This window comes from Enterobacter sp. CCUG 70166 (assembly GCF_020224095.1).
Taxonomy (GTDB): domain Bacteria; phylum Pseudomonadota; class Gammaproteobacteria; order Enterobacterales; family Enterobacteriaceae; genus Enterobacter; species Enterobacter intestinihominis.
This window is the reverse complement of the sequence record NZ_NRIQ01000039.1, coordinates 1-25510: the sequence shown is the minus strand read 5'-3', so window position 1 is coordinate 25510 and position 25510 is coordinate 1. Positions and strand designations below refer to the sequence as shown.

The window sequence follows — 25510 nt, the reverse complement described above, 5'->3', positions numbered from 1 at the left end:
AAAGGGAACCCCTTACAAGGATAGTCCCACTCAGGCGAATTTCCCTTTCGCTACCTCTTCAGGGGTGACCACGCCCGTATCCAGCACCCAGCCGCTAATCAGCGAGGCGGGGGTAACGTCAAACGCCGGGTTATAGACCTGCGCCTCTTGCGGCGCCCACTGCACCGCGCCAAAGCTTCCCGCCACGCCCGTCACTTCGCTGGCCGCGCGCTGCTCAATCGGGATCGCGTCACCGTTCGGGCAGTCCCGGTCGAGGGTCGTTTGCGGGGCGGCGACGTAGAACGGAATACCGTGGAACTTCGCCAGCACCGCCAGGGAATAGGTGCCGATTTTGTTCGCCACGTCGCCGTTGGCGGCAATGCGGTCTGCCCCCACCCACACGGCATCCACCTGCCCTTTTGCCATCAGGCTGGCGGCCATGGAGTCAGTAATCAGCTGATAAGGCACGCCCAGCTCGCCCAGCTCCCATGCGGTCAGCCTGCCGCCCTGCAACAGCGGACGGGTTTCATCCACCCAGACGTTGCTGACGTTGCCTTCCTGATGCGCGCGGGCAATCACACCCAGCGCCGTACCGACGCCCGCCGTTGCCAGCCCGCCGGTATTGCAGTGGGTCAGCAGGCGGCTGCCGGGCTTCACCAGCGCGCTACCCGCTTTCGCAATCGCGTCGCAAAGCCGTTTGTCTTCATTAATCAGGCGCAGCGCTTCAGCCACCAGCGCCGGAACGAACGCTTCCTGCCACAGCGCAATCTTCATGCGGTCGAGATTGTTCATCAGGTTCACCGCCGTCGGGCGGGAGGCACGCAGGGTCTCCAGCGCCGCCGCCAGCTCATCGCGGCCTTTACCGCTTTCCGCTAACAGCGCCAGCAGCAGGCTTGCAGAGAGACCAATTAACGGCGCGCCACGCACGCGCAGAGCGTGGATATGCCCAACCAGCGCCTCCACCGTCGAGGCATCCAGCCAGCGTTTCTCCTGCGGAAGCGCCTGCTGGTCGAGAATAAAGAGCTGATTATTCGCCACCCGCAGGCTGGTCGTCTGTAATGTCTGCATGTCGTTAATTCCCTGTTGCGTTGTTGTAGCACATTGTGTCAGGATGAAATCCAGATGTATAGACGTCTACATGTCTTAATTAGCAAAACTGAGGAGCAGGCCATGTCGCAATACCGTACCTTTACCGCTCAGGACGCCGTGGAGTATGCCAGGCAGTTTGGCGGACTTGACGATCCGTCATCGCTGGTGGAGGCGCAGGAAATCGGCGACGGCAACCTCAACCTGGTCTTTAAAATATTCGATAGCGCGGGGGTGAGCCGCATCGTCGTTAAGCAGGCGCTGCCCTATGTGCGCTGCGTCGGCGAGTCCTGGCCGCTGACGCTGGATCGCGCTCGCCTGGAGGCGCAAACCCTGGTCGAGCATTACAAGCACAGCCCTAAGCACACGGTGAAAATCCACCACTTTGACCCGGAACTGGCGGTGATGGTGATGGAAGATCTCTCCAGCCATCGCATCTGGCGCGGCGAGCTGATTAACAACATTTACTACCCGCAGGCGGCGCGGCAGCTGGGTGAATATCTGGCTCACACCCTGTTCCACACCAGCGATTTTTATCTGCATCCGCACGAGAAAAAAGCGCAGGTGGCAAAATTCATCAACCCGGAGATGTGCGAGATCACTGAAGATCTGTTCTTTAACGATCCGTACCAGATCCACGCACGCAACAGCTACCCGGCCGATCTGGAGAACGATGTTGCCGCCCTGCGCGACGACGCCCAGCTTAAAATCGCTGTGGCCTCCCTGAAGCACCGCTTCTTTTCGCATGCCGAAGCCCTGCTGCACGGGGACATTCACAGCGGCTCAATTTTTGTGGCCGACGGCAGCCTGAAAGCCATCGACGCCGAGTTCGGCTACTTTGGCCCGATTGGCTTTGACGTTGGCACTGCCATCGGCAACCTGCTGCTGAATTTCTGCGGCCTGCCGGGGCATCTGGGCATTCGCGATGCCGCCGCCGCGCGCGAGCAGCGCCTGACCGATATTCAGGAACTGTGGAACACCTTCGCGGAGCGCTTCCAGGCGCTGGCGAATGAGAAAACGCGCGACGCCGCGCTGAGCGCGCCGGGCTATGCCTCTGCGTTCCTGAAAAAGGTCTGGCATGACGCCATCGGATTCTGCGGCACCGAGCTGATTCGCCGCAGCGTCGGGCTTTCCCATGTGGCGGATATCGACACCATTCAGGATGAAGCGATGCGTCACGAATGCCTGCGCCACGCGATATCCCTCGGCAAGGCGCTGATTGTGATTGCCGACCGCATCGACAGCGCGGAAGAGCTGGTCGCGCGGGTGCGGCAGTACAGTTGAGAACGTTTGCCCGGTGGCGCTGCGCTTACCGGGCCTACGGGTGCAAAATGTAGGCCGGGTAAGGCGAAGCCGCCACCCGGCAAAAACTCACCCCAGATACTCAATCACTGACATCCCACCGTTATAATCCGTGCTGTAAATAATCCCCTGCGCATCCACAAACACGTCGCACGACTGGATCACCTGCGGGCGATTGGGCCGCGTATCCATCATCTTTTCCGGCGCCGCGGGCACCAGCGCCCCCGTTTCTACCGGGCGATACGGATTGGAAATGTCATACGCGCGCACGCCCGCGTTCTGGTACGTCGCGAAGATCAGCGTTGAGCTGACAAAGCTCCCCGGCCGGTTTTCGTGCAGGTTGTGCGGGCCGAAATGCGCCCCTTTCGCCACGTAGTCGGTTTCATCCGGCTGCGGGAAGGTAGAAATGCTCACCGGGTTCGACGGCTCGCGGATATCAAACAGCCAGATCAGCTTCTCGCCGTCCTGCTGGTTATCCAGCACCGCCTCGTCCAGCACCACCAGCAGGTCGCGATCCGGCAGCGGAAGCGCGGTGTGCGTCCCGCCGCCAAACGGCGGGCTCCAGTTACGGTGGCTAATGAGCTTAGGCCGGGTGCGGTCCTTCACGTCCAGCAGCGTCAGGCCACCGTCGCGCCAGCTGCCGTACGCGGTATCGCCTGCAATAATCGCATGGTGCAGGGCGTAGCGTTTGCCTTCCGGCCAGTTCGGCTGTTCGCCTTCGGCCTGATTCATCCCCGGCAGCCACCAGCGTCCCGCCACTTCAGGCTTGCGCGGGTCCGCCAGATCGATGGTCAGAAAGATGTAGTCGGTAAAGCCGTCTATCAGCGCTGAGACATACGCCCAGCGGCCACCGACGTACCAGATGCGGTGAATGCCGATGCCGCTCAGCGATAAAAAGCCTATCTCGCGTGGCCTGTCCGGTGTGGAGATATCAAAGACGCGAAGCCCGGCGCTCCAGCCTTTATCCTGCACATCGCTGACGGTCTCCCCCACCTGGCGGGTGTAGTAGACCTTCTCGTCGGCAAAACGCGCATCGGCAAACAGATCCCGGGCGTTGATCACCAGCAGCAGGTCGTCATGCGCCTGGAGATGCACATTCCAGGTACCCGGCGGCGCAGGCACGTATCCTGCGGCTTTTGGTTTTTTCGGGTCGCGCACATCCACTATCGAAAAGCCCTGCGACACCATATGGCCGATATAGGCGAAACCGCGGTGTACCATCAGCTGCACGCCGTCCGGGCGACCGCCCTGATCGCTATGGCCAATCAGCCGCATATTGCGGCTGTATTCGGGTTGAGGTAATGCAGACATGTATAAGTCCTTTCGCCGGATGGCGGCTGCGCCTTATCCGGCCTACAACACCGTAGGCCCGGTAAGCAAAGCGCCACCGGGCATTATTTTGACCTGGCTTCCAGCGTCGCAAACCACGGCGCAACAAAATCTTCCGTCTGGCCCCAGCCCGGAATGATTTTCCCCAGAGACGCCACGTTCACCGCGCCCGGCTGGGCGGTCAGCAGCGCCGGCGAAATGGCCGCCGCCTTGAAATCGTAAGTGGCAGGCGTCGCTTCTCCGGCAATCTTATTGGCAATCAGGCGTACGTTGGTCGCGCCAATCAGCTTCGGATCCACCGCCACGCTCACTGCCCAAGGGCTACCCGGCTCGCGCATCAGCTGTAAATCCTGGTTGGAGATGTCGATGCTGTAGAGTTTGATCTCGGTTCGGCCGTTCTCTTTCAGCGCCTTATACGCGCCCTGGCTGAAGGCATCCCAGGTACCCCAGATGGCATCGATTTTACCTTTCGGGTATTTCGCGAGGATCGCGCCCACCTTGTTGGCAGTGTCGCCCTGCACGTCAGAAGAGACCGCGCCGATGGACTCCAGCTCTTTAATCTCCGGATACTGTTTTTGCAGTTCTTTGTAGGCCGCCTGACGGCGCTCCATCGGCGGGAAGCCCGCGACCCATAGCTTGACGATATTGGCCTTGCCGTTGAAATCTTTCGCCAGCTGGCCGAAAGAGAGGTTGGTCAGGGAGGCATCGTCCTGCTGGGTAACGCTTACGCCCGGGATCTCGCCGTTCACAGCGGTATCAAACACCGAAACTTTGATCCCGGCATCCACCGCCTTCTTCACCAGCGCGGTGGAGTACGGATCGCGCCCCTGAGAGAGAATAATCCCGTCGTATTTCTGGCTGATGGCCTGGTTAACGAAATCCTGGAATTTGGCGTCGTCCCCGTTACTTAAAAAGGTGCTGACCTTAAAGCCGAGCTTTTTCCCTTCCTGAATCGCCCCGGCAACAAACTGCGTGGTGTTGTCGTCCGAGCCCAGGTTGCGGATCACCGCGATGCGGATCGGGCCGTCATGGCTGGCAATGGCGGTCGGAACCGGCGCGGGGGTAGCCGCCAGGCCCGGCAGAGAAGTGAGTAACCCAAGAGCTACCAAAGAGAGCGCAATCTTTTTCATTTATTATCCCGTTGTGTTGTCAGCGTTTTTGTATGTAGGTAATCGCCAGCGCTACCGCGAGCACCAGCCCTTTTATAATGTCCATGGCGTAATACGGCACGGAGAGCATCACCAGCCCGTTCGACAGCACGCCGAGGATCACCGCCCCCACCAGCGTACCCAGCGCGTTCGGCTTGCCGGATCCGGCCAGCGAGAAGCCGATCCACGCCGCCGCCACCGCGTCCATCAGGTAGCCGCCGCCCGCATTCACCTGCGATGAACCAATACGCGAGGCCAGCAGAATGCCGCCCAGCCCCGCCAGCAGAGAGGCAATCACGTAGGCTGCCACTTTGTAGCGAGTGGTGCGAATGCCGGAGAGGCGCGCGGCTTCGGGGTTGCCGCCAATGGCGTACATCCGGCGTCCATGGGTGGTCAGCGACAGGCCCAGTTGCGCCAGCACGGTCACCACCAGCATGACGATCACAATGGTCGGCACCTGCCCCAGCAGGCCAAACGCCGCCGGAATGGTCCCTTCCGCCATGTCGCCGCTCGGCAGTACCATGTTCTCGGTAATCGACCCGCCGTAGCTGTAGGTCATCGCCACACCCTGAATGACAAACAGGCTGGCAAGGGTCGCGAGCATGTCCGGAATGCGCAGGATGACGATCAGAAAGGCGTTAAACAGGCCGACCAGCGTACAGAGCGTGAGGGTCAGCAGAATCGACTCGGTGGTGCCAAAGCCGTGCCAGACGAAAAGCGAAATCACCAGCGCGTTCGCCAGCGACGCGGTAGATCCCACGGAGAGATCGAACCCGCCGACGGTCAGCGAAATAGAGACGCCAACGGCAATCACCGTCACGATGGCAATCGAGCGCAGAATGTTGATGATGTTGTTCGGGTCGAGGAAGCTGTCCGACGCCAGGCCAAACACCGCCACCAGCGCGACGACGGTCAGCAGCATGCCCCACTTATAAAGAAAATCGAAAATCTGCTGACGGCCAGACGCCGCCGTGGTCACTGAAAGGGCCTTGCTCACGACGCCGTTCCTCCGGTTGAATAATAAAGTAGTGTTTCTTCCCGGGCCTCTGCCCCGGCGATTTCCGCCACGATGCGCCCGTCCCACAGCACGCAGATGCGGTCGCACAGACCGACCAGCTCGGCAAATTCACCCGAGGCGTAAATCACCCCTTTGCCCTCGCGCGCCAGGCCGTCGATCAGCTGAAACAGATCAGTTTTGGCCTTCACGTCCACGCCTTTGGTCGGCTCGTCGAATATCAGCACGCTGGCGTCATTGCGCAGCCATTTCCCGATGGCGACCTTCTGCTGGTTACCGCCGGAAAGCCGACGCAGCACCTGCCCCGGCCCGCGCGTGCGCACGCCGACGCGGGCAATCACCTCTTCCGCCCAGCGCCACGCCTGACGATGACCAAACAGGCTCCAGCGCGAGAAACTGTTATCGGCGCACACGGCAAGGTTCATGCTCACCGGCTCGTCGATAAAAATGCCCTCTTTGCGCCGCTCCTCCGGCACCAGCGCCAGACCGCGTAGCACCGAGTCTGCCGGATCGCGCGGTTTCCAGGCCTGATGGTTCAGCTCGCCGCGCGCCACGCGGCTTTTGCTGGCGCCAAACAGCGCCTTGCAGAGTTCCGTTTTCCCCGCCCCCGCCAGCCCGGCAATGCCGAGGATTTCACCTTTGCGCAGATGCAGGGAGATATCTTTCAGCAGCGCGTCGTCGTGCAGGCCTTCCACCCGCAGCAGCATCTCTTCACCGTGCGGCGGTCGCCGGGGCGGATAGATATCGCTCAGCTCGTGGCCGAGCATCTTCTCGACGATCTCCTCTCCGCTCAGATCCGCCATCGGGCCGGACTCAATCAGCCTGCCGTCGCGCAGCACCGTCAGGGTGTCGCAGATGGCCTTCAGCTCGTGAATGCGGTGAGAAATAAACACCACGCCAATGCCCTGCTGTTGCAGACGTCTTACTACCGCAAACAGACGCTCGCTTTCGTGCGCGTCCAGCGGCGCAGTGGGCTCATCAAGAATGAGAAAACGGCAGTGGTGCGAGAGCGCCCGCGCCAGCAAAATCTGCTGCTTTTCAGCCAGCGTGCAGCTGTCGATGGAACGGCGAACGTCCAGCGAAACATCCAGCTGCGCCAGCGCCTGCCGCGCCTGCTGACGAATCGCGCGCCAGCTGTAGCGGTGTCCCGGCTGCGCCAGCTGGTCGAGCATAATGTTCTCCGCAATGCTCAGCCCGGGGATCAGCGCCACGTCCACCTCCTGCTGCACAAGGTGGATACCCAGCCGTTTGGCGTCCAGCGGCTCGCGGATGCTTACCTGCTGGTTGTTAATGCAGATTTCGCCTTCATAACGATCGTGCGTCCCACACAGCACCGCCATCAACGTCGATTTTCCCGCGCCGTTGGCGCCGGTCAGCGCATGCACCGACCCGCCATTCAGGGTGAAATCCACGCGCGACAGGGCCTGAAAGCCGGAAAAGGCCAGGCTGATACCGCGCATCTCAAGGCGACTGGAAACCATCCGCGTAAATCCTTCATTACTCTTCTGATTTAGCGAATTTTTCACAGCTCCGGTTGACTGACAACGACGGAAAAGGCATAAGATAAAGCGAAATATTATTAGCCATCCGGATGTCCAGACATAACATCGGGTTAGCGCTTGCTAAAAAAGGACAACTTCATGAGCAACACCAATATCCGCGTCGTGCCCGGCCCGGCGAACTACTTCTCTCATCCGGGAAGCCTTGCGCACCTGGATGATTTCTTTACTCCGGAACAGCTTTCCCGCGCGGTGTGGATCTACGGCGAGCGGGCTATCGAGGGCGCACGCCCTTATCTGCCGCAGAGTTTTAACGCAACGGGGGCAAAACATCTGCTGTTTAAGGGCCATTGCAGCGAGCGTGATGTCACTCATCTGGTGAACGCGTCGGGTGGTGAAGCCAGCGTGGTGATTGGCGTGGGCGGCGGTGCGGTAATGGATACCGTCAAGGCCGTGGCGCGTCGTCTGGGCGTGCCGTTCGTGGGCATTCCCACCATCGCCGCCACCTGCGCGGCGTGGACCCCGCTCTCTGTGTGGTACAACGATGCCGGGCAGGCGCTACAGTTTGAGATTTTTGACGACGCCAACTATCTGGTGCTGGTGGAGCCGCAAATCATCCTTAACGCCCCGGCGGAATACCTGTTGGCAGGCATCGGCGATACGCTGGCGAAGTGGTACGAAGCGGCGGTACTCGCCCCTGAACCGGAAAACCTGCCGCTGACCGTGCGTCTTGGCCTGAACGGTGCGCTGGCGATCCGCGACGTGCTGCTGGAGCGCAGCGAAGAGGCGCTGGCCGACCAGCAGCGCGGCGACCAGACGCAGGCGTTTCGGGACGTGGTGGACGCCGTTATCGCCGGTGGCGGTATGGTCGGCGGTCTGGGCGAACGCTATACCCGCGTGGCGGCGGCACATGCGGTGCACAACGGCTTAACCGTGCTGCCGCAGACGGAAAAATACCTCCACGGCACCAAGGTGGCCTACGGCATTCTGGTGCAGAGCGCCCTGCTCGGTCAGGAGGACGTGCTGGCGCAGCTGGTGGCGGCATACCAGCGTTTTAACCTGCCGACCACGCTTCGCGCGCTGGAGGTCGATATCCATAACCGCGACGAGCTGGACAAGGTCATTGCCCACACCCTGCGCCCGGTGGAGTCGATTCACTTTTTACCGATTACGTTAAGCCCTGACGTTCTGCGCGCCGCGTTTGAGAAGGTGGAATCCTTCAGCCGTTAATCGCGCCGACGGGCTATACCTAATGATGATTCTCTCCACTCTTACAACGAGGTCATCATGCAGATCGATTTAACAGGTAAAAAGGCGCTGGTCACCGGCGCCAGTCGTGGGCTGGGTCGGGCGATTGCGCTGTCGCTGGCACGCGCCGGTGCCGATGTGGTTATCACCTACGAAAAATCCGTCGATAAAGCCCAGCAGGTCGTCGATGAAATCAACGCGCTGGGGCGACACGGCGAGGCGATTCAGGCCGACAGCGCCAGCGCGCAGGCGATTCAGGATGCGGTCACGCAGGCGGTGCGCTCCCTCGGCGGGCTGGATATTCTGGTCAATAACGCTGGGATTGCACGCGGCGGCCCGCTGGAGTCCATGACCCTGGCGGACATCGACGCTCTGATCAACGTCAATATCCGCGGCGTGGTGATCGCCATTCAGGAAGCGCTGGTGCATATGTCTGACGGCGGACGCATCATCAACATCGGCAGCTGTCTGGCGAACCGCGTGGCGCAGCCGGGGATCGCCGTCTACTCGATGACCAAATCGGCCCTAAACTCCCTTACCCGGGGTCTGGCCCGCGATTTAGGCCCGCGCGGCATTACCGTCAACCTGGTTCATCCCGGCCCGACCAACAGCGATATGAACCCGGAAGACGGCGAGCAGGCGGAAGCCCAGCGCCGGATGATCGCGCTTGGTCATTACGGCCAGCCGGAGGATATCGCAGCGGCGGTCACCTTCCTCGCCAGCCCGGCTGCGGGGCAAATTTCCGGCACCGGTCTGGATGTGGACGGCGGTCTGAACGCCTGATCGCAAAGTTACTGTATGCCTCTGTCGCCCGGCAGAGGCCTGTTCGAGTTGCCTCGACGATTCGCGTTTTGCCGCTTTCTCGCGGTTTTTCTCCGCTCTACAGTACCCCATAAGAAATTCGGAATTTATCTAATAGTCTTATTATTTCCTTATGTTTTGTGTGGGCGTACAGTGGAGGTACGGATGAAGATTGTCTGGTCTAAAACAGCAGAGAAGCAGTTTTCTAAAATCGATCCTCGATATCAGAACCGCATTAAATTCAGGCTGGAGAAGATGGATGATAAAACATCACCTGTCGCGGATATCAAGAAATTATCTTCTCCCGAAAACCACTACAGGTTGCGATTAGGTGATTACAGGGTCATTTACACCTTCGGGGATCCGCCGGGTGATATCTGCTACGTAGTGGCAGTAAAACGCCGGACAACCACTACCTACCTTCATGAGGAGCATACGGAATATGACTATTCAGTTCATCAAGGATGAAGAAGGAAAAAAACAGTATGTTGTCATACCCTACGGTGAATATTTTCGCATGCGTTTAGCCATGCTTGAGTACGATGACGATGATGAAAACGACTGGGAAGACATCCCTTACGAATCAGACATCTACGATAACGTAGGTTTACCGGGTGAAGTGTGCGACATCATGCATAACGAGAACGTCAGCCTGCAGGCCGCCTGGCGCATTTTACGCGGGATGTCCCAGCAGGAGGTGGCGGAGAAGCTTGGCATCAGTCAGTCCGCCGTGTCACAGCTGGAGGCGCTGGACTCCCGACCGCAAAAGCGCACCCGCGAAAAGCTGGCGGCAATTTACGGCTGTAAACAGGAGCAGATCAGCCTCTATTTACCAAAAGAGGGTTAACAGCACTTCGCCCCGCCCTTACCGCCGTAGCGGGCGTCCTGACGGTCGCGGAAAAATTCTTCGTAGGTCATTGGCGTCTGATCCGGGTGGTTGACGCGCATATGCTCGACGTAGTTGTCGTAATCCGGCACGCCAATCATCATTTTAGCGGCCTGGCCCAGGTATTTACCTGCTTTGGAAAGGGTGTCGAACATAATCAGTTTCTCGTTTGTTTCCCTCACCCCGGCCCTCTCCCAGAGGGAGAGGGAGGATAAGAAATGTAGGCCGGGTAAGGCGAAGCCGCCACCCGGCACACGGGTTAATGCGCCCCTTTCGCCTGGGTGACAATCTCGTCCAGGTTCTCAGGCATTGGCTCATACGGCGTCTCTTTCGCCGTTGGCGTGTCGACTTTCAACGCCGCCAGCGCGGTTTTCAGAGAATACAACGCCAGCACCACGACCACCACCATAAAGAAGATGGTCAGCCCGGCGTCCAGACGGTTGTTAAACACCAGCTGGGACAGCTGAGATTCGGTGTACTGCGCCGGGATCTTGCCGCTGTCGATCATCGCCTGGAACTTGTTGGCAATGGCCAGGAAGCCCACCTTGTTGTCCGGGCTGAAGGCTTTCTGCCAGCCTGCTGTCAGGGTACAGATCAGCAGCCACGCCGTTGGCACCAGCGCCACCCATGCGTAACGCTGGCGCTTCATCTTGAACAGGACTACGGCACAAAGCATCAGCGCCATGCCCGCCAGCATCTGGTTGGCGATACCGAACAGCGGCCACAGGGTGTTAATCCCGCCCAGCGGATCGACCACGCCCTGATGCAGGAAGTAGCCCCACGCCAGCACGCACAGTGCCGTCGCCAGCAGGTTAGCCGGGAGTGAATCGGTACGTTTCAGATTCGGGGAGATCACCCCCAGCAGATCCTGCAACATAAAGCGCGCCGCGCGCGTACCGGCATCCACCGCCGTCAGGATAAACAGCGCCTCGAACAGAATGGCGAAGTGATACCAGAACGAGACATCCATCAGCCCGCCCAGCGCACCGTGCAGGATGTAGGCCATACCCACCGCCAGCGTCGGCGCCCCGCCCGCACGGGAGATAATCGACTGCTCGCCGACCTCGTTAGCGATATGCGTCAACGTTTCAGGGGTAATCGCAAAGCCCCAGCCGCTCACCACCTGCGCGGCAGAGGCGACCACGTCAACAGTGCCGGCCGGGGCCAGTACCGCCATCGGGCTGTTCATCGCGAAGTACACGCCCGGGTCGATAATACAGGCCGAGACCAGCGCCATAATCGCCACGAAGGATTCCATCAGCATGCCGCCATAGCCAATCAGGCAGGCCTGATTTTCATTCGCCAGCATCTTCGGCGTGGTCCCGGAGGCGATAAGCGCATGGAAGCCAGACACTGCCCCACAGGCGATGGTGATAAACAGGAACGGGAACAGGTTACCGGTCCAGACCGGGCCGGTGCCGTCAATGAATTTGGTCAGGGCAGGCATGGTCAGGGTCGGGCGCATAATCAGAATGCCGATCGCCAGCCCGACGATGGTACCAATTTTCAGGAACGTAGAGAGGTAGTCACGCGGGGCCAGCAGGAGCCATACCGGCAGCACCGCCGCCACGAAGCCGTAGCCCACCAGCATCCAGGTCAGCTGCACGCCGGTGAAGTCGAAGAACGGTGCCCAGGTCGGGCTTTCCGCCACCCAGCCGCCGGAGATAATAGCAAACACCAGGAACACCAGGCCAATGACTGAAACTTCACCAATGCGTCCCGGACGCAGATAGCGAATGTAGATCCCCATGAACAGCGCCAGCGGAATGGTGAAGGCGACGGTATAGGTTCCCCACGGGCTGTGGGTCAAGGCTTTCACCACGATCATCGCCAGTACCGCGAGTATGATGACCATGATCATAAAGGTCGCCACCAGCGCAATCACCCCGGCAGTTGCCCCCATCTCCTCTTTCACCAGCTCACCCAGCGAACGACCGTCGCGACGGGTGGAGACGAACAGCACCATGAAGTCCTGCACCGCGCCCGCCAGCACCACCCCCGCGAGGATCCAGATCATCCCCGGCAGGTAGCCCATCTGCGCGGCCAGTACCGGCCCCACCAGCGGGCCTGCCCCGGCAATCGCCGCGAAATGGTGACCGAACAGCACTTTTTTATCGGTCGGCACGTAGTCCAGACCATCGTTATGACGCACGGCCGGCGTCATGCGCGTGCCGTCTACGCCCAGTACCGTCTTCGCGATATAACGGCCATAAAAACGGTATGCGATCAGATAAATGCAGACGGAGGCGACCACGATCCAGAGCGCATTGATCTGCTCACCCCGGTTGAGGGCGATGTAGCCCAGGGCAAAGGCTCCCACAACGGAGAGCCCTGCCCATATAAGGTATTTCCCTGAGTTGTTCATAATGGTTATCCGTTGTTGTGAAACAGTGAGATGTTACATTTTGTTTCTAGAACAACGGATAAAATTTAACAACTTTGAAACGCAATAATGCGTGGTCAAACCAGACATTTACACCACATTGTTAAGCCGATCACTTTCGTAGCGTCACCGTTCACACTTTTACCTTTTTCGGCCAGACACCGCCTTACGGAATGATTTGTATCATTTTTTTTGGCCATAACCTCGCCAGAATGATCCTGCGCAATCGCGTGCATACAAGGAAAAGGATATGAACAGTTCAGTACCTCAGGATAGTCAGGTCGGGCCGGGCGCGTACTTCGCGCTGGCGTTTGCAGCCGTTTTCTTCTCGGGTCTGTTAGGCGGACAAGAGTGGTACGGCGTCTTTGATTTCACCACCCTCAACGGCGCATTTGGCAAAGTGGTCAGCAAAGCCAGTCTGGATGACGGTACGTTAACCACAGCCAGCAGCGCCTTTCGCGGCACCGGCGGCAGCGGCGCGATGGACGGGTTTCTCTTCGCGCTCGGTTTAATTCCTGCGGTGATGTTCGCGCTGGGGATGATCAACGTGCTGGAGCACTATGGCGCCCTGCGTGCCGCGCGCAAACTCTTAACTCCTCTGCTGCGCCCGCTATTGGGGATCCCTGGCACCACCGGGCTGGCGCTGATTGGCAGCCTGCAAAGTACCGACGTGGGCGCGTCGCTTACCCGTAATCTCTCTGATGAAGGGCAAATCAGCGAAAAAGAGAAAGACGTTTTCGCCATGTTCCAGTTCTCCGCCGGGGCGATGATCACCAACTTTTTCTCTTCCGGGGCGATCCTCTTCACGCTGCTCGCCGTTGACGGCACGGCGGCGGTGCCCACCTCCATCGGGGCCTGTATCGCGGTGATGTTTATCATGAAAATTGTCGGCGCCAATCTGCTGCGCCTGATCCTGACGTTTACCCATAAAGGAGACGCCGCATGAGTGCCCCACAGTCCAATCCCGTCATTACCGATGTGTTTATCGAAGGCGCGCGCAAAGGCTGGAGCATTGCCACCAGCAGCACGCTGCCCAACGTGGTGATGGCCTTTATCATCATCAAGGCGCTGGAAATTACCGGCGCGCTGAAAGGGCTGGGCACGATCTTCTCCCCGCTGATGGGCCTGTTTGGCCTGCCGGGCGAAGCGGCCGCCGTGCTGATTGGCGGCTGGATGTCGATGGGCGGCGGGATCGGCGTTGCCATCGGCCTGTTTGATAAAGGCATCCTCACCGGCGAGCACCTGGCGATCCTGGCGCCCGCCATCTACCTGATGGGCTCGCAGGTGCAGTACCTGGGCCGCATTCTGGGGGTGATTGGCACCCGCGCCAAACGTATTCCGCTGATGATCGCCCTCTCGGTGGTCAACGCTTTCTTAGCCATGCTGCTGATGCGCATTATTCTCTGAACAGGACGTGAACATGAATCTTGACCATTATATCGAAGAGCTGAAAACCCTGGTGAACGTAGACTGCGGCACCCAGACGATTGACGGCGTCGCCGCTGTTGCAGGCATCATGCAGCAACTGTGGCAGCGCGAAGGCTGGCATACGGAGCAGGTGAACCTGGGCGACAAGGTGGGCCCCGGCGTCTTCGTCAGTAACAAGCCGCAGGCGGAACGGTTCGACGTGCTGCTGGTCGGGCATCTGGATACCGTATTTCCCGCCGGCACCGTGGCCGCGCGTCCGCTGAGCGAGGATGAAACCCGCTTGTACGGCCCCGGCGTCTCGGATATGAAGAGCGGACTTCTGAATATTTTGTGGGCAATGCGCGCGCTTGACGCCGCAGACAACGATCGTCTCGCGATTGCCGTTGCGATGAACCCGGACGAAGAGACCGGATCTGTCCATTCCCATGAGTGGATTGGCGAGCTGGCTAAGCGTTCCCGCTGCGTGCTGGTGTGCGAAGCCGCCCGCGCCGACGGTTCGCTGGTGAAAGCGCGTAAAGGGATGGCGGGCTATCACCTCACCTTTAGCGGCGTGGCGGCACACGCGGGCAATGACCCGGAAAAAGGCCGCTCGGCGATCACCGCGCTGGCAAAGAGCGTTATCGCCATCAATGCGCTGACGGACTGGGATCGCGGCACTACACTTAACGTCGGTGTGATTCAGGGCGGCAGCGCGGCGAACGTGGTCGCGGACAGCGCTGTGGCAGAACTGGACGTTCGCTTCTGGGAAAACGACGAGTATGACCGGGTGAACCAGGCGCTGGAGTTGTTATGTGAACAAGGCTTTTTAGACGGCGTGACCACCACGCTGACGCGGGTTAATCACAAACCGGCGATGGCCGCGAGCGACGCGACGCAGGCGCTGATGCAGCAGGTTGAAGCGGCGGGTAAAGCGGAAGGCATCGACATTACCTGGCAGGCAGTCGGCGGCGGCAGCGACGCCAACCACACCGCCGCGCTCGGCATCCCCACGCTTGACGGCTTCGGGCCGGTTGGCGCCGGGTTCCACAGCCCGGCGGAATGGCTGGATAAAGCGTCCATTGCGCCGCGAATTCGGCTGTTGAAGCGGGTGGTATCGATGTTGTAACAACCGCCCGGTGGCGCTTTGCTTACCGGGCCTGCATGTTTCGTAGGCCGGGTAAGGCGAAGCCGCCACCCGGCACTCCCGCCGCACAATCTAACCCAGCACCATCGTACTCAACCGACACGTACAGCACCGCCGCCCCTGCTCGTCGAACACCACAATCTCCCAACTCTGACTGGAGCGGCCCAGATGCAGCGGCTGACATACGCCGCGCACCTTACCGTGAGAGACCGCGCGGTGGTGCGTAGCGTTCAGTTCCGTGCCCACCACATTCTGCCCGTCGCGGGTCATCAGAAAACCGGCCATCGACCCCAGCGTTTCCGCCAGCGCCGCCGACGCACCGCCGTGCAGCAGGCCAAACGGCTGGTGGGTGCGCGCATCCACCGGCATCTCCGCTTCCAGCGTATCGTCCCCGAGGCGGGTATAGACGATGCCAAGGTGTTCCACCATCGTGTTCTGGCTAGTGGCATTCAGTTCGTCGAGGGATAAATGACGTTTCCAGATCATTACGCCCCCAGCGTGGAGCCGCCGTCCACCACGATATCCTGCAAAGTGATATGGCTGGCGGCATCGGATGCCAGGAACAGCACGGTCGCGGCAATCTCCTGCGGACGGGCAATTTTACCGAGCGGAATGCCGAGTTTGAACTGCTCGCCGAAGCCGCGAATGCGCCGCTGTTCCGCATCATCGCTGGTCCACAACGTGCGCTGCATGTCGGTATCCGTAGAACCCGGCGACACCAGGTTACAGCGTACGCCGCTGCCCGCCAGCTCCAGCCCGACGGTCAGCGCCAGGCTTTTCAGCGCCGCTTTCGACGCGCCGTAGGCGCTCATGCCGATGCGCGGCGTGTGCGCCGCGTCAGAGGCTACGGTCACAATCGCCCCGCCCTGCTGACGACGGAACTGGCCCATCGTCTGCTGGAACAGGTTGAACGCGCCGCCGACGTTGACCGCAAAGGTCTGCTGCCAGTCCTCCTGCGAAAGCTGATCCGTCGCGCCCATACGCAGAATGCCCGCCGCGTTAACCAGCACGTCGAGCCGCTCAAGGCTGCTGAGCAAACGCCCGCAGACATCACTCGCCTGCGCCGCATCCGCCACGTCCAGTGTTTCGGTGGCAAACGGATATTCGCCGTGAGGGAAAGCCAGATCGAACCCGGTCACCTGCGCCCCGGCCTCCACAAATGCCAGCGCGGTCGCATAGCCAATGCCCTTACCCGCGCCCGTCACCCAGACGGTTTTACCGGTAAAATCAAAAGCCATCACTTCACCTCGCGGGAGAGCAGCGCCCACCAGGCATCGAGGGTCGGATTTTTTGCCAGCATCACGAAATCAATGTCGCCGTGCACTTTGCGCCAGCGGGCGGCGAGCGCCATCATCCGTACTGAATCCAGACCGTAGTCGATCAGGTTTTCGTCATCCATCGGCTCGTCGGACTCGTCCAGCAGCGGCAGGATCAGCTCACGCAGCGCGGCCTTCGTTGCCGGAACAGACGGCAGCAGCTCGTCGGTCATCACCACGCGGCCCGAACGTACGGCCACGTATTTCAGCGACATCAGGTGCTCGTCGCGGGTGAAATCCGCCAGCGCGTCGGCGATAAAGAACGGTTTGATGTCGCGCATAAAGGCGTCGGTGGCGGTGGTCATGCAGCCGATGTGGGCGTACACGCCGGTGATCAAAAGCTGGTTGCGGCCGGTCTCTTTCAGCATCTGCTCCAGCGGGGAGCGGTGAAACGCGCTGTAGCGCCACTTCACCAGCACGGTGTCCGCTTCGTCCGGGGTCAGCTCAGCGACGATGCGCTGCTGCTCCGGTGAGCGAGTCAGACCCGGCCCCCACATATCGTTCAGCAGGGCGCGGTCTTCATCGCTCTGATCTTTCGGCTGCGCGGTGTAGTACACCGGAATATTGTGCTCTTTGCAGTACGCGCGCAGTTTAGCGATGTTCGCCACCACCTGCTGCATCATGTCGCTATTTTCGCCCCAGAAATTCAGGAAGTACTCCTGCATATCGTGGATCAGCAGCGCGGCGCGCTCCGGTTCAAACGCCCAGCTTACTTTACTGGTCGGCAGTTCGGCGGCGGTTGGCAGCGCATATGCGGTTAATTTTGGAATAGCCATTCTCTGTTCCTCAGCCCCGGGCGCGTTCAGCAAGCCACAGGCGCAACTGTTTCTTATCAACTTTGCCGACCGGCGTGAGCGGAAGCGCATCCACGCTCTCCACGCGGTCCGGCAGCTTAAATTCGGCAACGCCCTGCTCGCGCAGGAAGCGGCGCACCTCCACCGCGCGCAGCGGCTGTTTCACCACCAGGTACGCGCAGCTTTTTTCGCCCAGCAGGCTGTCCTCCATGCTCACCAGCGCGGCGTGGATCACCGCGTCGTGGCGCAGCAGCAGGTTTTCGATCTCTTCGGCGGCGATCTTCTCGCCACCGCGGTTGATCTGATCTTTCTCGCGCCCCTGCACGGTGATGTAACCCTGCTCATCGATGGCGATCAGATCGCCCGAGCAGTAGAAGCCGTTGGCATCGAAGGCGCTGGCGTTGTGGTCCGGGCTGTTGAAATAGCCGCGGAAGGTGTAAGGGCCGCGCGTCATCAGACGCCCGACCTCCCCGCGCGGCAGCGGGTTGCCGTCCTCGTCCGCCACCCACACTTCATCGTCCGGGCACATCGGGCGGCCCTGGGTATTGATGATGCGCTCCGGCGCATCGTCGAGGGCGGTATAGTTCACCAGCCCTTCCGCCATGCCAAATACCTGCTGAAGCTGGCAGCCAATTTCCGCCGGAATGCGCGCCGCAAGCGTGGCGGAGAGGCGCGCGCCGCCCACCTGGAGCAGCCTGAGGGATTTCAGCTGGGCGTTCCCCGCGCCGTCGGCAATCGCCTGCAACCACAGGCTGACCGCGGGCGGCACCAGCGAGGTGACGTTTATCTGATGCTGCTCAATCAGCGGGAAGCAGAGCGTGGCGCTCGGATCGTTCGCCAGCACCACGCAGCCACCCGCCGTGAAAACGCCTAACGATCCTGGCGAGCTCATGGCGTAGTTATGCGCCGCGGGAAGGGCGTTCAGATAGCGGGTGTGCGCAGTGATACCGCAGATTTCGTTGCTGCGACGGATGCTGTAGTCGTAATCGTTATGCGTGCGCGGGATCAGCTTCGGCGTGCCGGTGCTGCCGCCGGAGAGCTGGAAGAACGCCACTTCGTCGGCGGGCGTCGGGTTCGGGATGAAATTGTCCGCCGGGCGCGCAATCGCCGCCTCCAGCGCATGTTCGCCCTTATCGCCACGCAGCAGCACAACGCGTACCGAGCGATGCGCATCCACAAAGGTGTTGAGAAAATCGTCGCCCGAGAACAGCGCGTGGTCGCGATCGGCAATCAGCACGGCGGGTTTAATCTGCTCCGCGTAGGCGTTGAGTTCACTGCGCTGATGGCTAAAGAGCGCGTTGACCGGCGCGACGCCGATTTGCAGTAGCGCGAAGAAGGTGATGTAGAACTCAGCCACGTTGCCAAGCTGCACCAGCGCGGTCTCCCCGCGATGCAGCCCCTGCGCCTGAAGGGAGGACGCCAGATTCGTCACCGCCTGATTAAACGCGCGGTAGGTGATGCGGCGTTCGCCGTCAATTATCGCGACCGTATCGCTGTCCGCATGGTCCGTCAGGATGTGGGTCAGCGGCAGATCCTGCCAGTAGCCTTTTTCACGGTAGCGGCGGGCAAACTCCTCAGGCCAGCGGGTAAAAGGGATGGTCATGAGTATTCCTTAGTGCAAACCAAACACGTTGAGCATGGTGGAGAGCTTCACGCCCGTCTCGCGCCACTCGCCGACCGGGGAGGAGGCAGGCACAATGCCCGCACCGGCAAACAGGCGAACGGTATTTTGATGCAGCCGCGCGCAGCGGATAGTTACCACCCACTCGCCGTTACCTTCGCTGTCGCACCAGCCGACGATGCCGCCGAACAGCTCGCGGTCGAACGGCTCCAGCTCGGCAATCAGCTCTTTTGCCGCCTGATGCGGGAAGCCGCTCAGCGCGGGCGTCGGGTGCAGCAGGCAGGCCAGCGTCAGGGCGTTCTCGTTTTCACGTGCCTCACCTTCTACCGGCGTGGCCAGATGCCACAGCGTCGGGGTGGTGATGAGCTGCGGGGAAGCCGGCATGCTCAGATGATGGCTACGCGGTTCCAGAATGGTTTTCATTGCCTGCGTGACCAGATCGTGCTCGTGGCGGTCTTTTTCGGAGGCCAGCAGCTTAGTGCCCGCTTCGCGATCCAGCACATCGTCCGGCTGACGGCGCGCAGAGCCTGCCAGCGGCAGCGAGCTAAAGTGCGCGCCCTCTTTGCGCAGCAGCAGTTCCGGGCTGGCGCCCAGCAGCACGCCGCCGTCTTCCAGCGGTACGTGGAAGTTAAAGCTCGCCGGGTTCTGGGCGATAAGACGCTCCATCAGCGCGCTGCTATCGATCTGTTTGTCGGTAGCGATATCAATCAGGCGCGACAGCACCACCTTATTCACCTGCGGCGTAGCGGTGAGCGACGCGGCGCGAGCAACCATCTCCTCGAAAACCGGCTGCGACGGGATCTCGGTGCGCTGTTGCACGTTCAGCGTCTGCGCGCCGGAGGCATAACGTGCGGACTGCTGACGCGCCGGGCGGGAGAAGGTTTGCCAGCGTTGTGGAATAAACAGCGATGACGGTTTGCGGGTATCGAAGGGGATCGCCCCTACCATCACCGGATGGGCAATGCCGCTGTTTTTCGCATTCTGGAAAGCCTGAGCTAATTTCTGCTGAAAGGGACCCGCCGGATCGTCACCGCCGACGGCGGGTTCAGAAAAACGGGCAAAACAGCCGGACGTGGTAAAACTGCGGTAAGGCGACATAAAGAAAAAGCTGTCTGATTGCAGCGTTGTCGCGGTGTGCTGAACTTCCTCAGCCAGGGACGTGTCCATATCATCCTCCTTAAAATGATAAAAGAAGCAATAATGATTATCATTTATATTTTCGTCGGCTAACCTAATCCCACATCGCCCCGCTGTCAACCGTCGGGCAAATAACTTGTGCGACAAACGCTTGCATCCCTTCCCTACAGCCCTGAAAATGAGAAGCATTATCTTCAATAAAATCAGGATGCCGCTCTGTGAAAATCGCTGCCGTTTGCCGCAATGCCCTTCTTTTAACAGGACTTTTTGTTTTAGGACTAACCTCAGCCGTCGCCGCCGACTGGCCGCGCCAGGTCACCGACAGCCGCGGCGTTCACACGCTTGAGAGCAAACCGACGCGCATTGTCTCCACCAGCGTGACCTTAACCGGCTCCCTGCTGGCCATTGACGCGCCGGTCATTGCCAGCGGCGCGACCACGCCAAACAACCGCGTGGCGGATGCGCAGGGCTTCCTGCGTCAGTGGGGCGATATCGCCAAACAGCGTAAGGTTGCCCGGCTGTACATCGGCGAGCCGAGCGCCGAAGCCGTCGCGGCCCAGATGCCGGACCTGATTTTGATCAGCGCCACCGGCGGGGATTCCGCGCTGGCGCTCTACGATCAGCTTTCCGCCATCGCGCCGACGCTTATCATTAACTACGACGACAAAAGCTGGCAGGAACTGCTGACCCAACTGGGGACGCTCACCGGGCAGGAGACACAGGCCGCAGAGCGCATCGCTGCCTTCGACAAACAGCTCGCCAAGGTGAAACAGCAGATGAAGCTGCCGCCACAGCCGGTGAACGCCATCGTCTACACCGCCGCGGCGCACACGGCGAACCTGTGGACGACAGACTCCGCGCAGGGCAAGCTTTTGCACCAGTTGGGCTTTACGCTGGCCGACGTGCCTGCCGGGTTGCACACCTCAAAAAGTCAGGGCAAACGCCACGACATTATCCAGTTAGGGGGTGAAAACCTGGCGACGGGGCTGAACGGCGAAGGGCTGTTCGTGTTTGCCGGCGATCAGAAAGACGTGGACGCGATTTACGCCAACCCGCTGCTGGCGCATCTGCCGTCGGTGAAGAACAAGCGCGTCTGGGCATTAGGAACCGAGACGTTCCGCCTGGATTATTACAGCGCGATGTTGGTGTTGCAGCGTTTGAATTCAATTTTTAAATAAGTGGCACGTTCCCCGTAGGCCCGGTAAGCGCAGCGCCACCGGGCGTTTTGTCGGGTGGCGGCTACGCCTTACCCGACCTACAGGGTTTGCCTGAACCGACGCAACTCCACCAGAACCGCCAGTAAAATCACGCCAACAACGGCTAACACAAACCCGCTGCTGCTCGCCGACGCCACCGGGGTCATTATCGCCCCCAGCCCGCCGAGGATCGCCGCGCCAATCGCATCGCCCGTGACGTTCTGCGCCGTCCACAGGCCGTTAATGCGCCCGAGCATCCCTTCCGGCGTCTGGGTCTGGATCAGGGTGTACTGTAAAAGAGAGCTGACCGCGCTCAGCCAGCCGAAAATCACCAGACACATCACCCCCAGCGCCCACACCGGCATCAGGCTAAAGAAACCAATGGCGATAAACGAGGCCAGCGTCGCCACCAGCATGATCAACCCCGGTCTCGCGCTCTGCGCCAGGTTGCCGCTGGTCAGCGCCCCGAAGGCCGCACCGAGCGGAATGGCGGCGTACAGCACGCCAATCTCTGAGGCGCTCATCTGCCACTCACCCGCCAGCGCCGGATACAGCACGCGCACGGCGCTCGCCATCGTCAGCAGGCCGCCGAGCAGCGCAATGCCGCCAATCAATGGGTTGCTGAACAGGAAACGAATCGCGGCCATCAGGGACTTCAGCGGATGCTCGCGCGGCTGCGGCGGGGGTGGCAGGAGCGGCAGACGCAGTAGCGTCAGGGTGGTAATAAACGTTCCCGCCGCGGCAAGGCCGTAGTTCCACGCCACGTTGCCGGTCGCCAGCAACAGACCGCCCACCATCGGCGAAATCACCGAGCCGAGACGTACGGTGAGCATGGTGATCGCCCCCGCCTGCATCAGGTTCTCGCGCCCGACCAGCGCGGGCGTGGCCGCCAGCAGCGCCGTCACGCCTAACGAAGCAAAAAAGCCGTCCCACAATCCCAGCACGTAAATGGCCACCAGCGACGGCTCCGGCAGCATGGCGTTCAGACACAGCCCGACAAAGCCCACCCCGCAGGTGCCGCGCGCCAGCAGGATCAGCTTTTTACGCTCGTAGCGGTCCGCCAGCACGCCGCCCACCATCAGGCCGATAAACATCGCCCCGCCGGTTAAGGTGACGGATAACCCCACCAGCCAGCTGGAGTGAGTCATGGTCTGGATTTGCACCGGTACGGCCACACCAAGCAGACCGAGGGACAAAATGGAGATAAAGCGAGCGATAAAAACGGCGCGATACGCCGGGTGTGTTTTGAGCAGGCTGAGGTTAAGCAGCCAGGATTTTTGATTCATGACAAAGCCTTGAGTCTATTTCTACCCATTCCATGGGCGCACATGCTAACATAGCCAAATAAGATAGATAACGATAATCACTATCATTATCAAATCATGGATGTTGCTATGTCGTTTTCCTCTTCTGCGGTGCGCGCCCTTGCCGTGCCCGTTTTATTGCTACTGCTAATCCTTGCGATTGCACTCAGCCTGCTGGTCGGCGCAAAACCGCTGCCCGCGTCCGTTATTGTCGATGCGCTATCCGGTACCTGTCAGAGCGCCGACTGCACCATCGTGCTCGACGCTCGCCTGCCCCGAACCCTTGCCGGATTGCTGGCTGGCGGTGCGCTCGGCCTTGCCGGTGCTCTGATGCAAACCCTCACCCGCAACCCGCTGGCGGACCCCGGCATTCTCGGCGTTAACTCCGGCGCCAGCTTTGCCATCGTGCTCGGCGCAGCGCTGTTTGGATTTACGTCCCCCTCTGAACAGCTGGTGATGGCTTTTTGCGGCGCGCTGGCGGCCTCGCTGGTGGTGGCGTTTACCGGCAGCCAGGGCGGCGGCCAGCTCAGCCCGGTACGCTTAACGCTGGCGGGCGTAGCGCTCGCGGCGGTACTGGAAGGCTTGTCCAACGGCATCGCCCTGCTCAACCCGGACGTGTATGACCAGCTGCGCTTCTGGCAGGCGGGTTCGCTGGATATTCGTACCCTTGAAACCTTAAAGGTGGTGGTGATCCCGACGATCGTCGCTGCCGCCGTGGCGCTCTGTTTAAGCCGGGCGCTGAACAGCCTGAGCCTCGGCAGCGATACCGCGACCGCCCTCGGCAACCGCGTGGCGCGCACGCAGCTGACGGGGCTACTCGCCATTACCGTGCTCTGCGGCAGCGCGACCGCCGTGGTCGGGCCGATTGCCTTTATCGGCCTGATGATGCCGCACATGGCGCGCTGGCTGGTGGGGGCGGATCACCGCTGGTCGTTGCCGGTCACGCTGCTGGCGACCCCTGCCCTGCTGCTCTTTGCTGACGTACTGGGCCGCCTGCTGGTGCCGGGTGAACTGCGCGTCTCGGTGGTCAGCGCCTTTATCGGCGCGCCGGTGCTGATCTTCCTGGTTCGACGCAGACGCGGGGGTGGCGCATAATGGCCCCGTCCCGTCGTTTACTTACCAGCGTCGCCCTGCTGGTCGTCGCCAGTCTGCTGCTGGCGGTCTGGAGCCTGCAAAGCGGTGCCGTAACGCTTGATTTCGCGCAGGTCTTTCACGCTCTCACCGGCAGCGCGCCGCGTAACATCACCATGGTGGTCACCGAATGGCGACTGCCGCGCGTGGCGATGGCGATCCTGGTGGGCGCGGCGCTTGGCGTCAGCGGCGCGATATTCCAGTCGCTGATGCGTAACCCCCTCGGGAGCCCGGACGTGATGGGCCTGAATACCGGCGCGTGGAGCGGCGTGCTGGTGGCGATGGTGCTGTTCGGGCAGCATCTTACGGCCATTACCTTTACGGCGATGGCGGGCGGCATTCTCACCTCCCTGCTTATCTGGGCCCTGGCCTGGCGCAACGGCATCGACACCTTCCGTCTGATCATCATCGGGATCGGCATCCGTGCGATGCTGATGGCGTTCAACACCTGGCTTCTGCTACAGGCATCGCTGGAAACCGCGCTCTCCGCCGGGCTGTGGTACGCCGGCTCCCTCAACGGTCTGACGTGGGGAAAAACCTGGCCCGCCGCGCCGCTGATTTTGGTGATGTTTATTGGCGCGTTGCTGCTGGTCAGGCGCATGCGGCTGCTGGAGATGGGCGACGACAGCGCCTGCGCGCTGGGCGTGAGCGTAGAGCGCTCGCGCCTGATGCTGATGCTGGTGGCGGTCTTGCTGACCGCAGCGTCTACCGCCATCGCCGGGCCGATCTCGTTTATTGCCCTCGTAGCCCCGCATATCGCGCGGCGTCTTAGCGGTACCGCGCGCTGGGGATTAACCCAGGCGGCGCTGTGCGGCGCATTGTTACTGCTGGCCGCCGATCTCTGCGCTCAGCAGCTGTTTATGCCTTATCAACTGCCGGTGGGCGTGGTGACCGTCAGCCTCGGCGGGATTTACCTCATCATCTTGCTCGTTCAGGAGTCACGCAAGAAATGACAGATTCAACATTCCGCTTGCGCGGCGAAAACTTGACCCTCGGCTACGGCAAAAAAATCATTGCCCGGGATTTATCCGTGTCCATTCCGGACGGCCACTTCACCGCCATTATCGGCCCGAACGGTTGCGGCAAATCGACCCTGCTGCGCACGCTGAGCCGCCTGATGTCGCCGGTTGAGGGTAGCGTGTTCCTCGACGGGGAGCAGATCCAGCGCTTCGCCAGCAAAGAGGTGGCGCGCCGAATTGGCCTGCTGGCGCAAAACGCCACCACGCCGGGGGATATCACCGTGCAGGAGCTGGTCTCCCGCGGGCGCTACCCGCACCAGCCACTGTTTACCCGCTGGCGCAAAGAGGACGACGAGGCGGTGAAGCGCGCGATGCAGGCGACGGGCATCACCGATCTGGCCCAGCAAAGCGTTGATACTCTCTCCGGCGGACAGCGCCAGCGCGCCTGGATTGCAATGGTACTGGCGCAGGAAACCTCGATTATGCTGCTGGACGAGCCGACAACCTGGCTCGATATCAGCCATCAGATTGATCTGCTGGAGCTGCTGAGCGAACTGAACCGCACGCAGGGGTACACCCTGGCGGCAGTGCTGCACGACTTAAATCAGGCGTGCCGCTACGCGACGCATCTGATTGCGCTGCGCGACGGCGAGATTGTGGCGCAGGGCGCGCCGAAGGAGATTGTGACGCCGGATCTGATCGCGCGGATCTACGGCATGCGCTGCATGATTATTGACGATCCGGTGGCGGGTACGCCGCTGGTGGTGCCGTTGGGCAAGCGTGCGGTCTGATGCCCTCACCCCGGCCCTCTCCCCGTGGGCTGAG

At 60.9% G+C, this 25510-nt stretch carries 25 protein-coding genes; 12 read left to right on the top strand and 13 right to left on the bottom strand.

Annotated elements, in window-relative coordinates; translation table 11 throughout:
* Positions 1 to 30: 30 nt before the first annotated feature.
* Positions 31 to 1047, bottom strand: a complete 1017-nt coding sequence (mtnA, locus tag CKK19_RS17645) for an S-methyl-5-thioribose-1-phosphate isomerase (RefSeq protein ID WP_058645961.1) — start codon at positions 1045 to 1047, stop codon at positions 31 to 33.
* A gap of 102 nt (positions 1048 to 1149) precedes the next feature.
* On the opposite strand from mtnA, the gene mtnK reads away from it, so the two are divergent.
* Entirely contained in the window at positions 1150 to 2349 is a 1200-nt protein-coding gene (mtnK, locus tag CKK19_RS17640; RefSeq protein ID WP_063853973.1) for an S-methyl-5-thioribose kinase, read from the top strand.
* An 87-nt stretch (positions 2350 to 2436) separates the two neighbouring features.
* Here the strand turns inward: mtnK and CKK19_RS17635 are convergent, their stop codons facing one another.
* The 4 genes from CKK19_RS17635 to CKK19_RS17620 form a co-directional block, all read right to left on the bottom strand.
* Positions 2437 to 3678 (bottom strand): LVIVD repeat-containing protein, encoded by a 1242-nt coding sequence (locus CKK19_RS17635; protein WP_023299569.1) that lies wholly within the window; start codon positions 3676 to 3678, stop codon positions 2437 to 2439.
* Between the two features lie 83 nt (positions 3679 to 3761).
* Entirely contained in the window at positions 3762 to 4826 is a 1065-nt protein-coding gene (locus CKK19_RS17630) for a sugar ABC transporter substrate-binding protein (RefSeq protein WP_063853972.1), read from the bottom strand.
* Positions 4827 to 4845: 19 nt separating this feature from the next.
* Positions 4846 to 5841: an ABC transporter permease gene (locus CKK19_RS17625; RefSeq protein ID WP_063853971.1), complete on the bottom strand. Its 996-nt coding sequence runs from the start codon at positions 5839 to 5841 to the stop codon at positions 4846 to 4848.
* Positions 5838 to 7340, bottom strand: a complete 1503-nt coding sequence (locus tag CKK19_RS17620; RefSeq protein WP_063853970.1) for a sugar ABC transporter ATP-binding protein — start codon at positions 7338 to 7340, stop codon at positions 5838 to 5840. Before CKK19_RS17620 ends, CKK19_RS17625 begins: the two co-directional genes overlap by 4 nt.
* A gap of 159 nt (positions 7341 to 7499) precedes the next feature.
* On the opposite strand from CKK19_RS17620, the gene CKK19_RS17615 reads away from it, so the two are divergent.
* The 4 genes from CKK19_RS17615 (at position 7500) to CKK19_RS17600 (ending at position 10254) form a co-directional block, all read left to right on the top strand.
* Complete coding sequence (locus CKK19_RS17615) at positions 7500 to 8588, top strand: oxidoreductase (RefSeq protein WP_063849567.1); 1089 nt, start codon at positions 7500 to 7502, stop codon at positions 8586 to 8588.
* A 57-nt stretch (positions 8589 to 8645) separates the two neighbouring features.
* Positions 8646 to 9389, top strand: a complete 744-nt coding sequence (locus tag CKK19_RS17610; protein ID WP_063853969.1) for an SDR family NAD(P)-dependent oxidoreductase — start codon at positions 8646 to 8648, stop codon at positions 9387 to 9389.
* Between the two features lie 183 nt (positions 9390 to 9572).
* Positions 9573 to 9875 carry a type II toxin-antitoxin system RelE family toxin gene (locus CKK19_RS17605; RefSeq protein ID WP_022647393.1) on the top strand — a complete coding sequence of 101 codons (303 nt, stop codon included), beginning with the start codon at positions 9573 to 9575 and terminating at the stop codon, positions 9873 to 9875.
* Entirely contained in the window at positions 9850 to 10254 is a 405-nt protein-coding gene (locus tag CKK19_RS17600; protein WP_022647392.1) for a helix-turn-helix domain-containing protein, read from the top strand. The genes CKK19_RS17605 and CKK19_RS17600 overlap by 26 nt, the downstream gene beginning before the upstream one ends.
* Here the strand turns inward: CKK19_RS17600 and CKK19_RS17595 are convergent.
* The gene (locus CKK19_RS17595) at positions 10251 to 10448 is read right to left on the bottom strand and encodes a YbdD/YjiX family protein (RefSeq protein ID WP_006809671.1); all 198 of its coding nucleotides are present in this window, start codon (positions 10446 to 10448) and stop codon (positions 10251 to 10253) included. The genes CKK19_RS17600 and CKK19_RS17595 overlap by 4 nt on opposite strands.
* Before the next feature lie 104 nt (positions 10449 to 10552).
* On the bottom strand, positions 10553 to 12658 hold the full coding sequence (gene cstA, locus CKK19_RS17590; RefSeq protein ID WP_038415638.1) for a pyruvate/proton symporter CstA: 2106 nt from the start codon (positions 12656 to 12658) through the stop codon (positions 10553 to 10555).
* 268 nt (positions 12659 to 12926) lie between these two features.
* Here cstA and CKK19_RS17585 point away from each other — a divergent pair, with 268 nt between their 5' ends.
* From CKK19_RS17585 to CKK19_RS17575, 3 genes are read left to right on the top strand one after another with little or no spacing between them, the layout of a single operon-like run.
* Positions 12927 to 13622 (top strand): nucleoside recognition domain-containing protein, encoded by a 696-nt coding sequence (locus CKK19_RS17585; protein WP_022647389.1) that lies wholly within the window; start codon positions 12927 to 12929, stop codon positions 13620 to 13622.
* Positions 13619 to 14083, top strand: coding sequence for a YjiG family protein (locus CKK19_RS17580; protein ID WP_023305665.1), 465 nt, complete (start codon positions 13619 to 13621; stop codon positions 14081 to 14083). The genes CKK19_RS17585 and CKK19_RS17580 overlap by 4 nt, the downstream gene beginning before the upstream one ends.
* A gap of 13 nt (positions 14084 to 14096) precedes the next feature.
* Positions 14097 to 15209, top strand: a complete 1113-nt coding sequence (locus CKK19_RS17575; protein ID WP_058677444.1) for a M20 family metallopeptidase — start codon at positions 14097 to 14099, stop codon at positions 15207 to 15209.
* Positions 15210 to 15299: 90 nt separating this feature from the next.
* On the opposite strand, the gene entH is transcribed toward CKK19_RS17575, so the two are convergent.
* From entH to entC, 5 genes are read right to left on the bottom strand one after another with little or no spacing between them, the layout of a single operon-like run.
* Positions 15300 to 15713 (bottom strand): proofreading thioesterase EntH, encoded by a 414-nt coding sequence (entH, locus tag CKK19_RS17570; protein ID WP_022647384.1) that lies wholly within the window; start codon positions 15711 to 15713, stop codon positions 15300 to 15302.
* Positions 15713 to 16465 carry a 2,3-dihydro-2,3-dihydroxybenzoate dehydrogenase EntA gene (gene entA / locus CKK19_RS17565; protein WP_023305663.1) on the bottom strand — a complete coding sequence of 251 codons (753 nt, stop codon included), beginning with the start codon at positions 16463 to 16465 and terminating at the stop codon, positions 15713 to 15715. Before entA ends, entH begins: the two co-directional genes overlap by 1 nt.
* The gene (locus CKK19_RS17560) at positions 16465 to 17319 is read right to left on the bottom strand and encodes an isochorismatase (protein WP_225455192.1); all 855 of its coding nucleotides are present in this window, start codon (positions 17317 to 17319) and stop codon (positions 16465 to 16467) included. The genes entA and CKK19_RS17560 overlap by 1 nt, the downstream gene beginning before the upstream one ends.
* A gap of 10 nt (positions 17320 to 17329) precedes the next feature.
* Positions 17330 to 18940, bottom strand: a complete 1611-nt coding sequence (gene entE / locus CKK19_RS17555) for a (2,3-dihydroxybenzoyl)adenylate synthase EntE (protein ID WP_045622252.1) — start codon at positions 18938 to 18940, stop codon at positions 17330 to 17332.
* A 9-nt stretch (positions 18941 to 18949) separates the two neighbouring features.
* A complete protein-coding gene (gene entC / locus CKK19_RS17550; protein WP_022647381.1) occupies positions 18950 to 20125 on the bottom strand; it encodes an isochorismate synthase EntC in 1176 nt (391 codons plus the stop codon).
* A gap of 188 nt (positions 20126 to 20313) precedes the next feature.
* Here entC and fepB point away from each other — a divergent pair, with 188 nt between their 5' ends.
* On the top strand, positions 20314 to 21273 hold the full coding sequence (fepB, locus tag CKK19_RS17545; RefSeq protein WP_063853967.1) for a Fe2+-enterobactin ABC transporter substrate-binding protein: 960 nt from the start codon (positions 20314 to 20316) through the stop codon (positions 21271 to 21273).
* Between the two features lie 77 nt (positions 21274 to 21350).
* On the opposite strand, the gene entS is transcribed toward fepB, so the two are convergent.
* The gene (gene entS / locus CKK19_RS17540) at positions 21351 to 22577 is read right to left on the bottom strand and encodes an enterobactin transporter EntS (RefSeq protein ID WP_023299557.1); all 1227 of its coding nucleotides are present in this window, start codon (positions 22575 to 22577) and stop codon (positions 21351 to 21353) included.
* Between the two features lie 108 nt (positions 22578 to 22685).
* Here entS and fepD point away from each other — a divergent pair, with 108 nt between their 5' ends.
* The 3 genes from fepD to fepC are packed head-to-tail and all read left to right on the top strand — an operon-like array spanning position 22686 to position 25476.
* Positions 22686 to 23690, top strand: a complete 1005-nt coding sequence (gene fepD, locus CKK19_RS17535; RefSeq protein WP_032624697.1) for a Fe(3+)-siderophore ABC transporter permease — start codon at positions 22686 to 22688, stop codon at positions 23688 to 23690.
* On the top strand, positions 23690 to 24679 hold the full coding sequence (fepG, locus tag CKK19_RS17530; RefSeq protein ID WP_063853966.1) for an iron-enterobactin ABC transporter permease: 990 nt from the start codon (positions 23690 to 23692) through the stop codon (positions 24677 to 24679). Before fepD ends, fepG begins: the two co-directional genes overlap by 1 nt.
* Entirely contained in the window at positions 24676 to 25476 is an 801-nt protein-coding gene (fepC, locus tag CKK19_RS17525; protein WP_038415628.1) for an iron-enterobactin ABC transporter ATP-binding protein, read from the top strand. Before fepG ends, fepC begins: the two co-directional genes overlap by 4 nt.
* The last annotated feature ends 34 nt before the right edge of the window (positions 25477 to 25510 follow it).

Bases quoted from the DNA above. Each gene is read 5' to 3' on its own strand.
- mtnA (WP_058645961.1), bottom strand. From the start codon at position 1,047: ATGCAGACATTACAGACGACCAGCCTGCGGGTGGCGAATAATCAGCTC.
- mtnK (WP_063853973.1), top strand. From the start codon at position 1,150: ATGTCGCAATACCGTACCTTTACCGCTCAGGACGCCGTGGAGTATGCC.
- CKK19_RS17635 (WP_023299569.1), bottom strand. From the start codon at position 3,678: ATGTCTGCATTACCTCAACCCGAATACAGCCGCAATATGCGGCTGATT.
- CKK19_RS17630 (WP_063853972.1), bottom strand. From the start codon at position 4,826: ATGAAAAAGATTGCGCTCTCTTTGGTAGCTCTTGGGTTACTCACTTCT.
- CKK19_RS17620 (WP_063853970.1), bottom strand. From the start codon at position 7,340: ATGGTTTCCAGTCGCCTTGAGATGCGCGGTATCAGCCTGGCCTTTTCC.
- CKK19_RS17615 (WP_063849567.1), top strand. From the start codon at position 7,500: ATGAGCAACACCAATATCCGCGTCGTGCCCGGCCCGGCGAACTACTTC.
- CKK19_RS17610 (WP_063853969.1), top strand. From the start codon at position 8,646: ATGCAGATCGATTTAACAGGTAAAAAGGCGCTGGTCACCGGCGCCAGT.
- CKK19_RS17605 (WP_022647393.1), top strand. From the start codon at position 9,573: ATGAAGATTGTCTGGTCTAAAACAGCAGAGAAGCAGTTTTCTAAAATC.
- CKK19_RS17600 (WP_022647392.1), top strand. From the start codon at position 9,850: ATGACTATTCAGTTCATCAAGGATGAAGAAGGAAAAAAACAGTATGTT.
- CKK19_RS17595 (WP_006809671.1), bottom strand. From the start codon at position 10,448: ATGTTCGACACCCTTTCCAAAGCAGGTAAATACCTGGGCCAGGCCGCT.
- cstA (WP_038415638.1), bottom strand. From the start codon at position 12,658: ATGAACAACTCAGGGAAATACCTTATATGGGCAGGGCTCTCCGTTGTG.
- CKK19_RS17585 (WP_022647389.1), top strand. From the start codon at position 12,927: ATGAACAGTTCAGTACCTCAGGATAGTCAGGTCGGGCCGGGCGCGTAC.
- CKK19_RS17580 (WP_023305665.1), top strand. From the start codon at position 13,619: ATGAGTGCCCCACAGTCCAATCCCGTCATTACCGATGTGTTTATCGAA.
- CKK19_RS17575 (WP_058677444.1), top strand. From the start codon at position 14,097: ATGAATCTTGACCATTATATCGAAGAGCTGAAAACCCTGGTGAACGTA.
- entH (WP_022647384.1), bottom strand. From the start codon at position 15,713: ATGATCTGGAAACGTCATTTATCCCTCGACGAACTGAATGCCACTAGC.
- entA (WP_023305663.1), bottom strand. From the start codon at position 16,465: ATGGCTTTTGATTTTACCGGTAAAACCGTCTGGGTGACGGGCGCGGGT.
- CKK19_RS17560 (WP_225455192.1), bottom strand. From the start codon at position 17,319: ATGGCTATTCCAAAATTAACCGCATATGCGCTGCCAACCGCCGCCGAA.
- entE (WP_045622252.1), bottom strand. From the start codon at position 18,940: ATGACCATCCCTTTTACCCGCTGGCCTGAGGAGTTTGCCCGCCGCTAC.
- entC (WP_022647381.1), bottom strand. From the start codon at position 20,125: ATGGACACGTCCCTGGCTGAGGAAGTTCAGCACACCGCGACAACGCTG.
- entS (WP_023299557.1), bottom strand. From the start codon at position 22,577: ATGAATCAAAAATCCTGGCTGCTTAACCTCAGCCTGCTCAAAACACAC.
- fepD (WP_032624697.1), top strand. From the start codon at position 22,686: ATGTCGTTTTCCTCTTCTGCGGTGCGCGCCCTTGCCGTGCCCGTTTTA.
- fepG (WP_063853966.1), top strand. From the start codon at position 23,690: ATGGCCCCGTCCCGTCGTTTACTTACCAGCGTCGCCCTGCTGGTCGTC.
- fepC (WP_038415628.1), top strand. From the start codon at position 24,676: ATGACAGATTCAACATTCCGCTTGCGCGGCGAAAACTTGACCCTCGGC.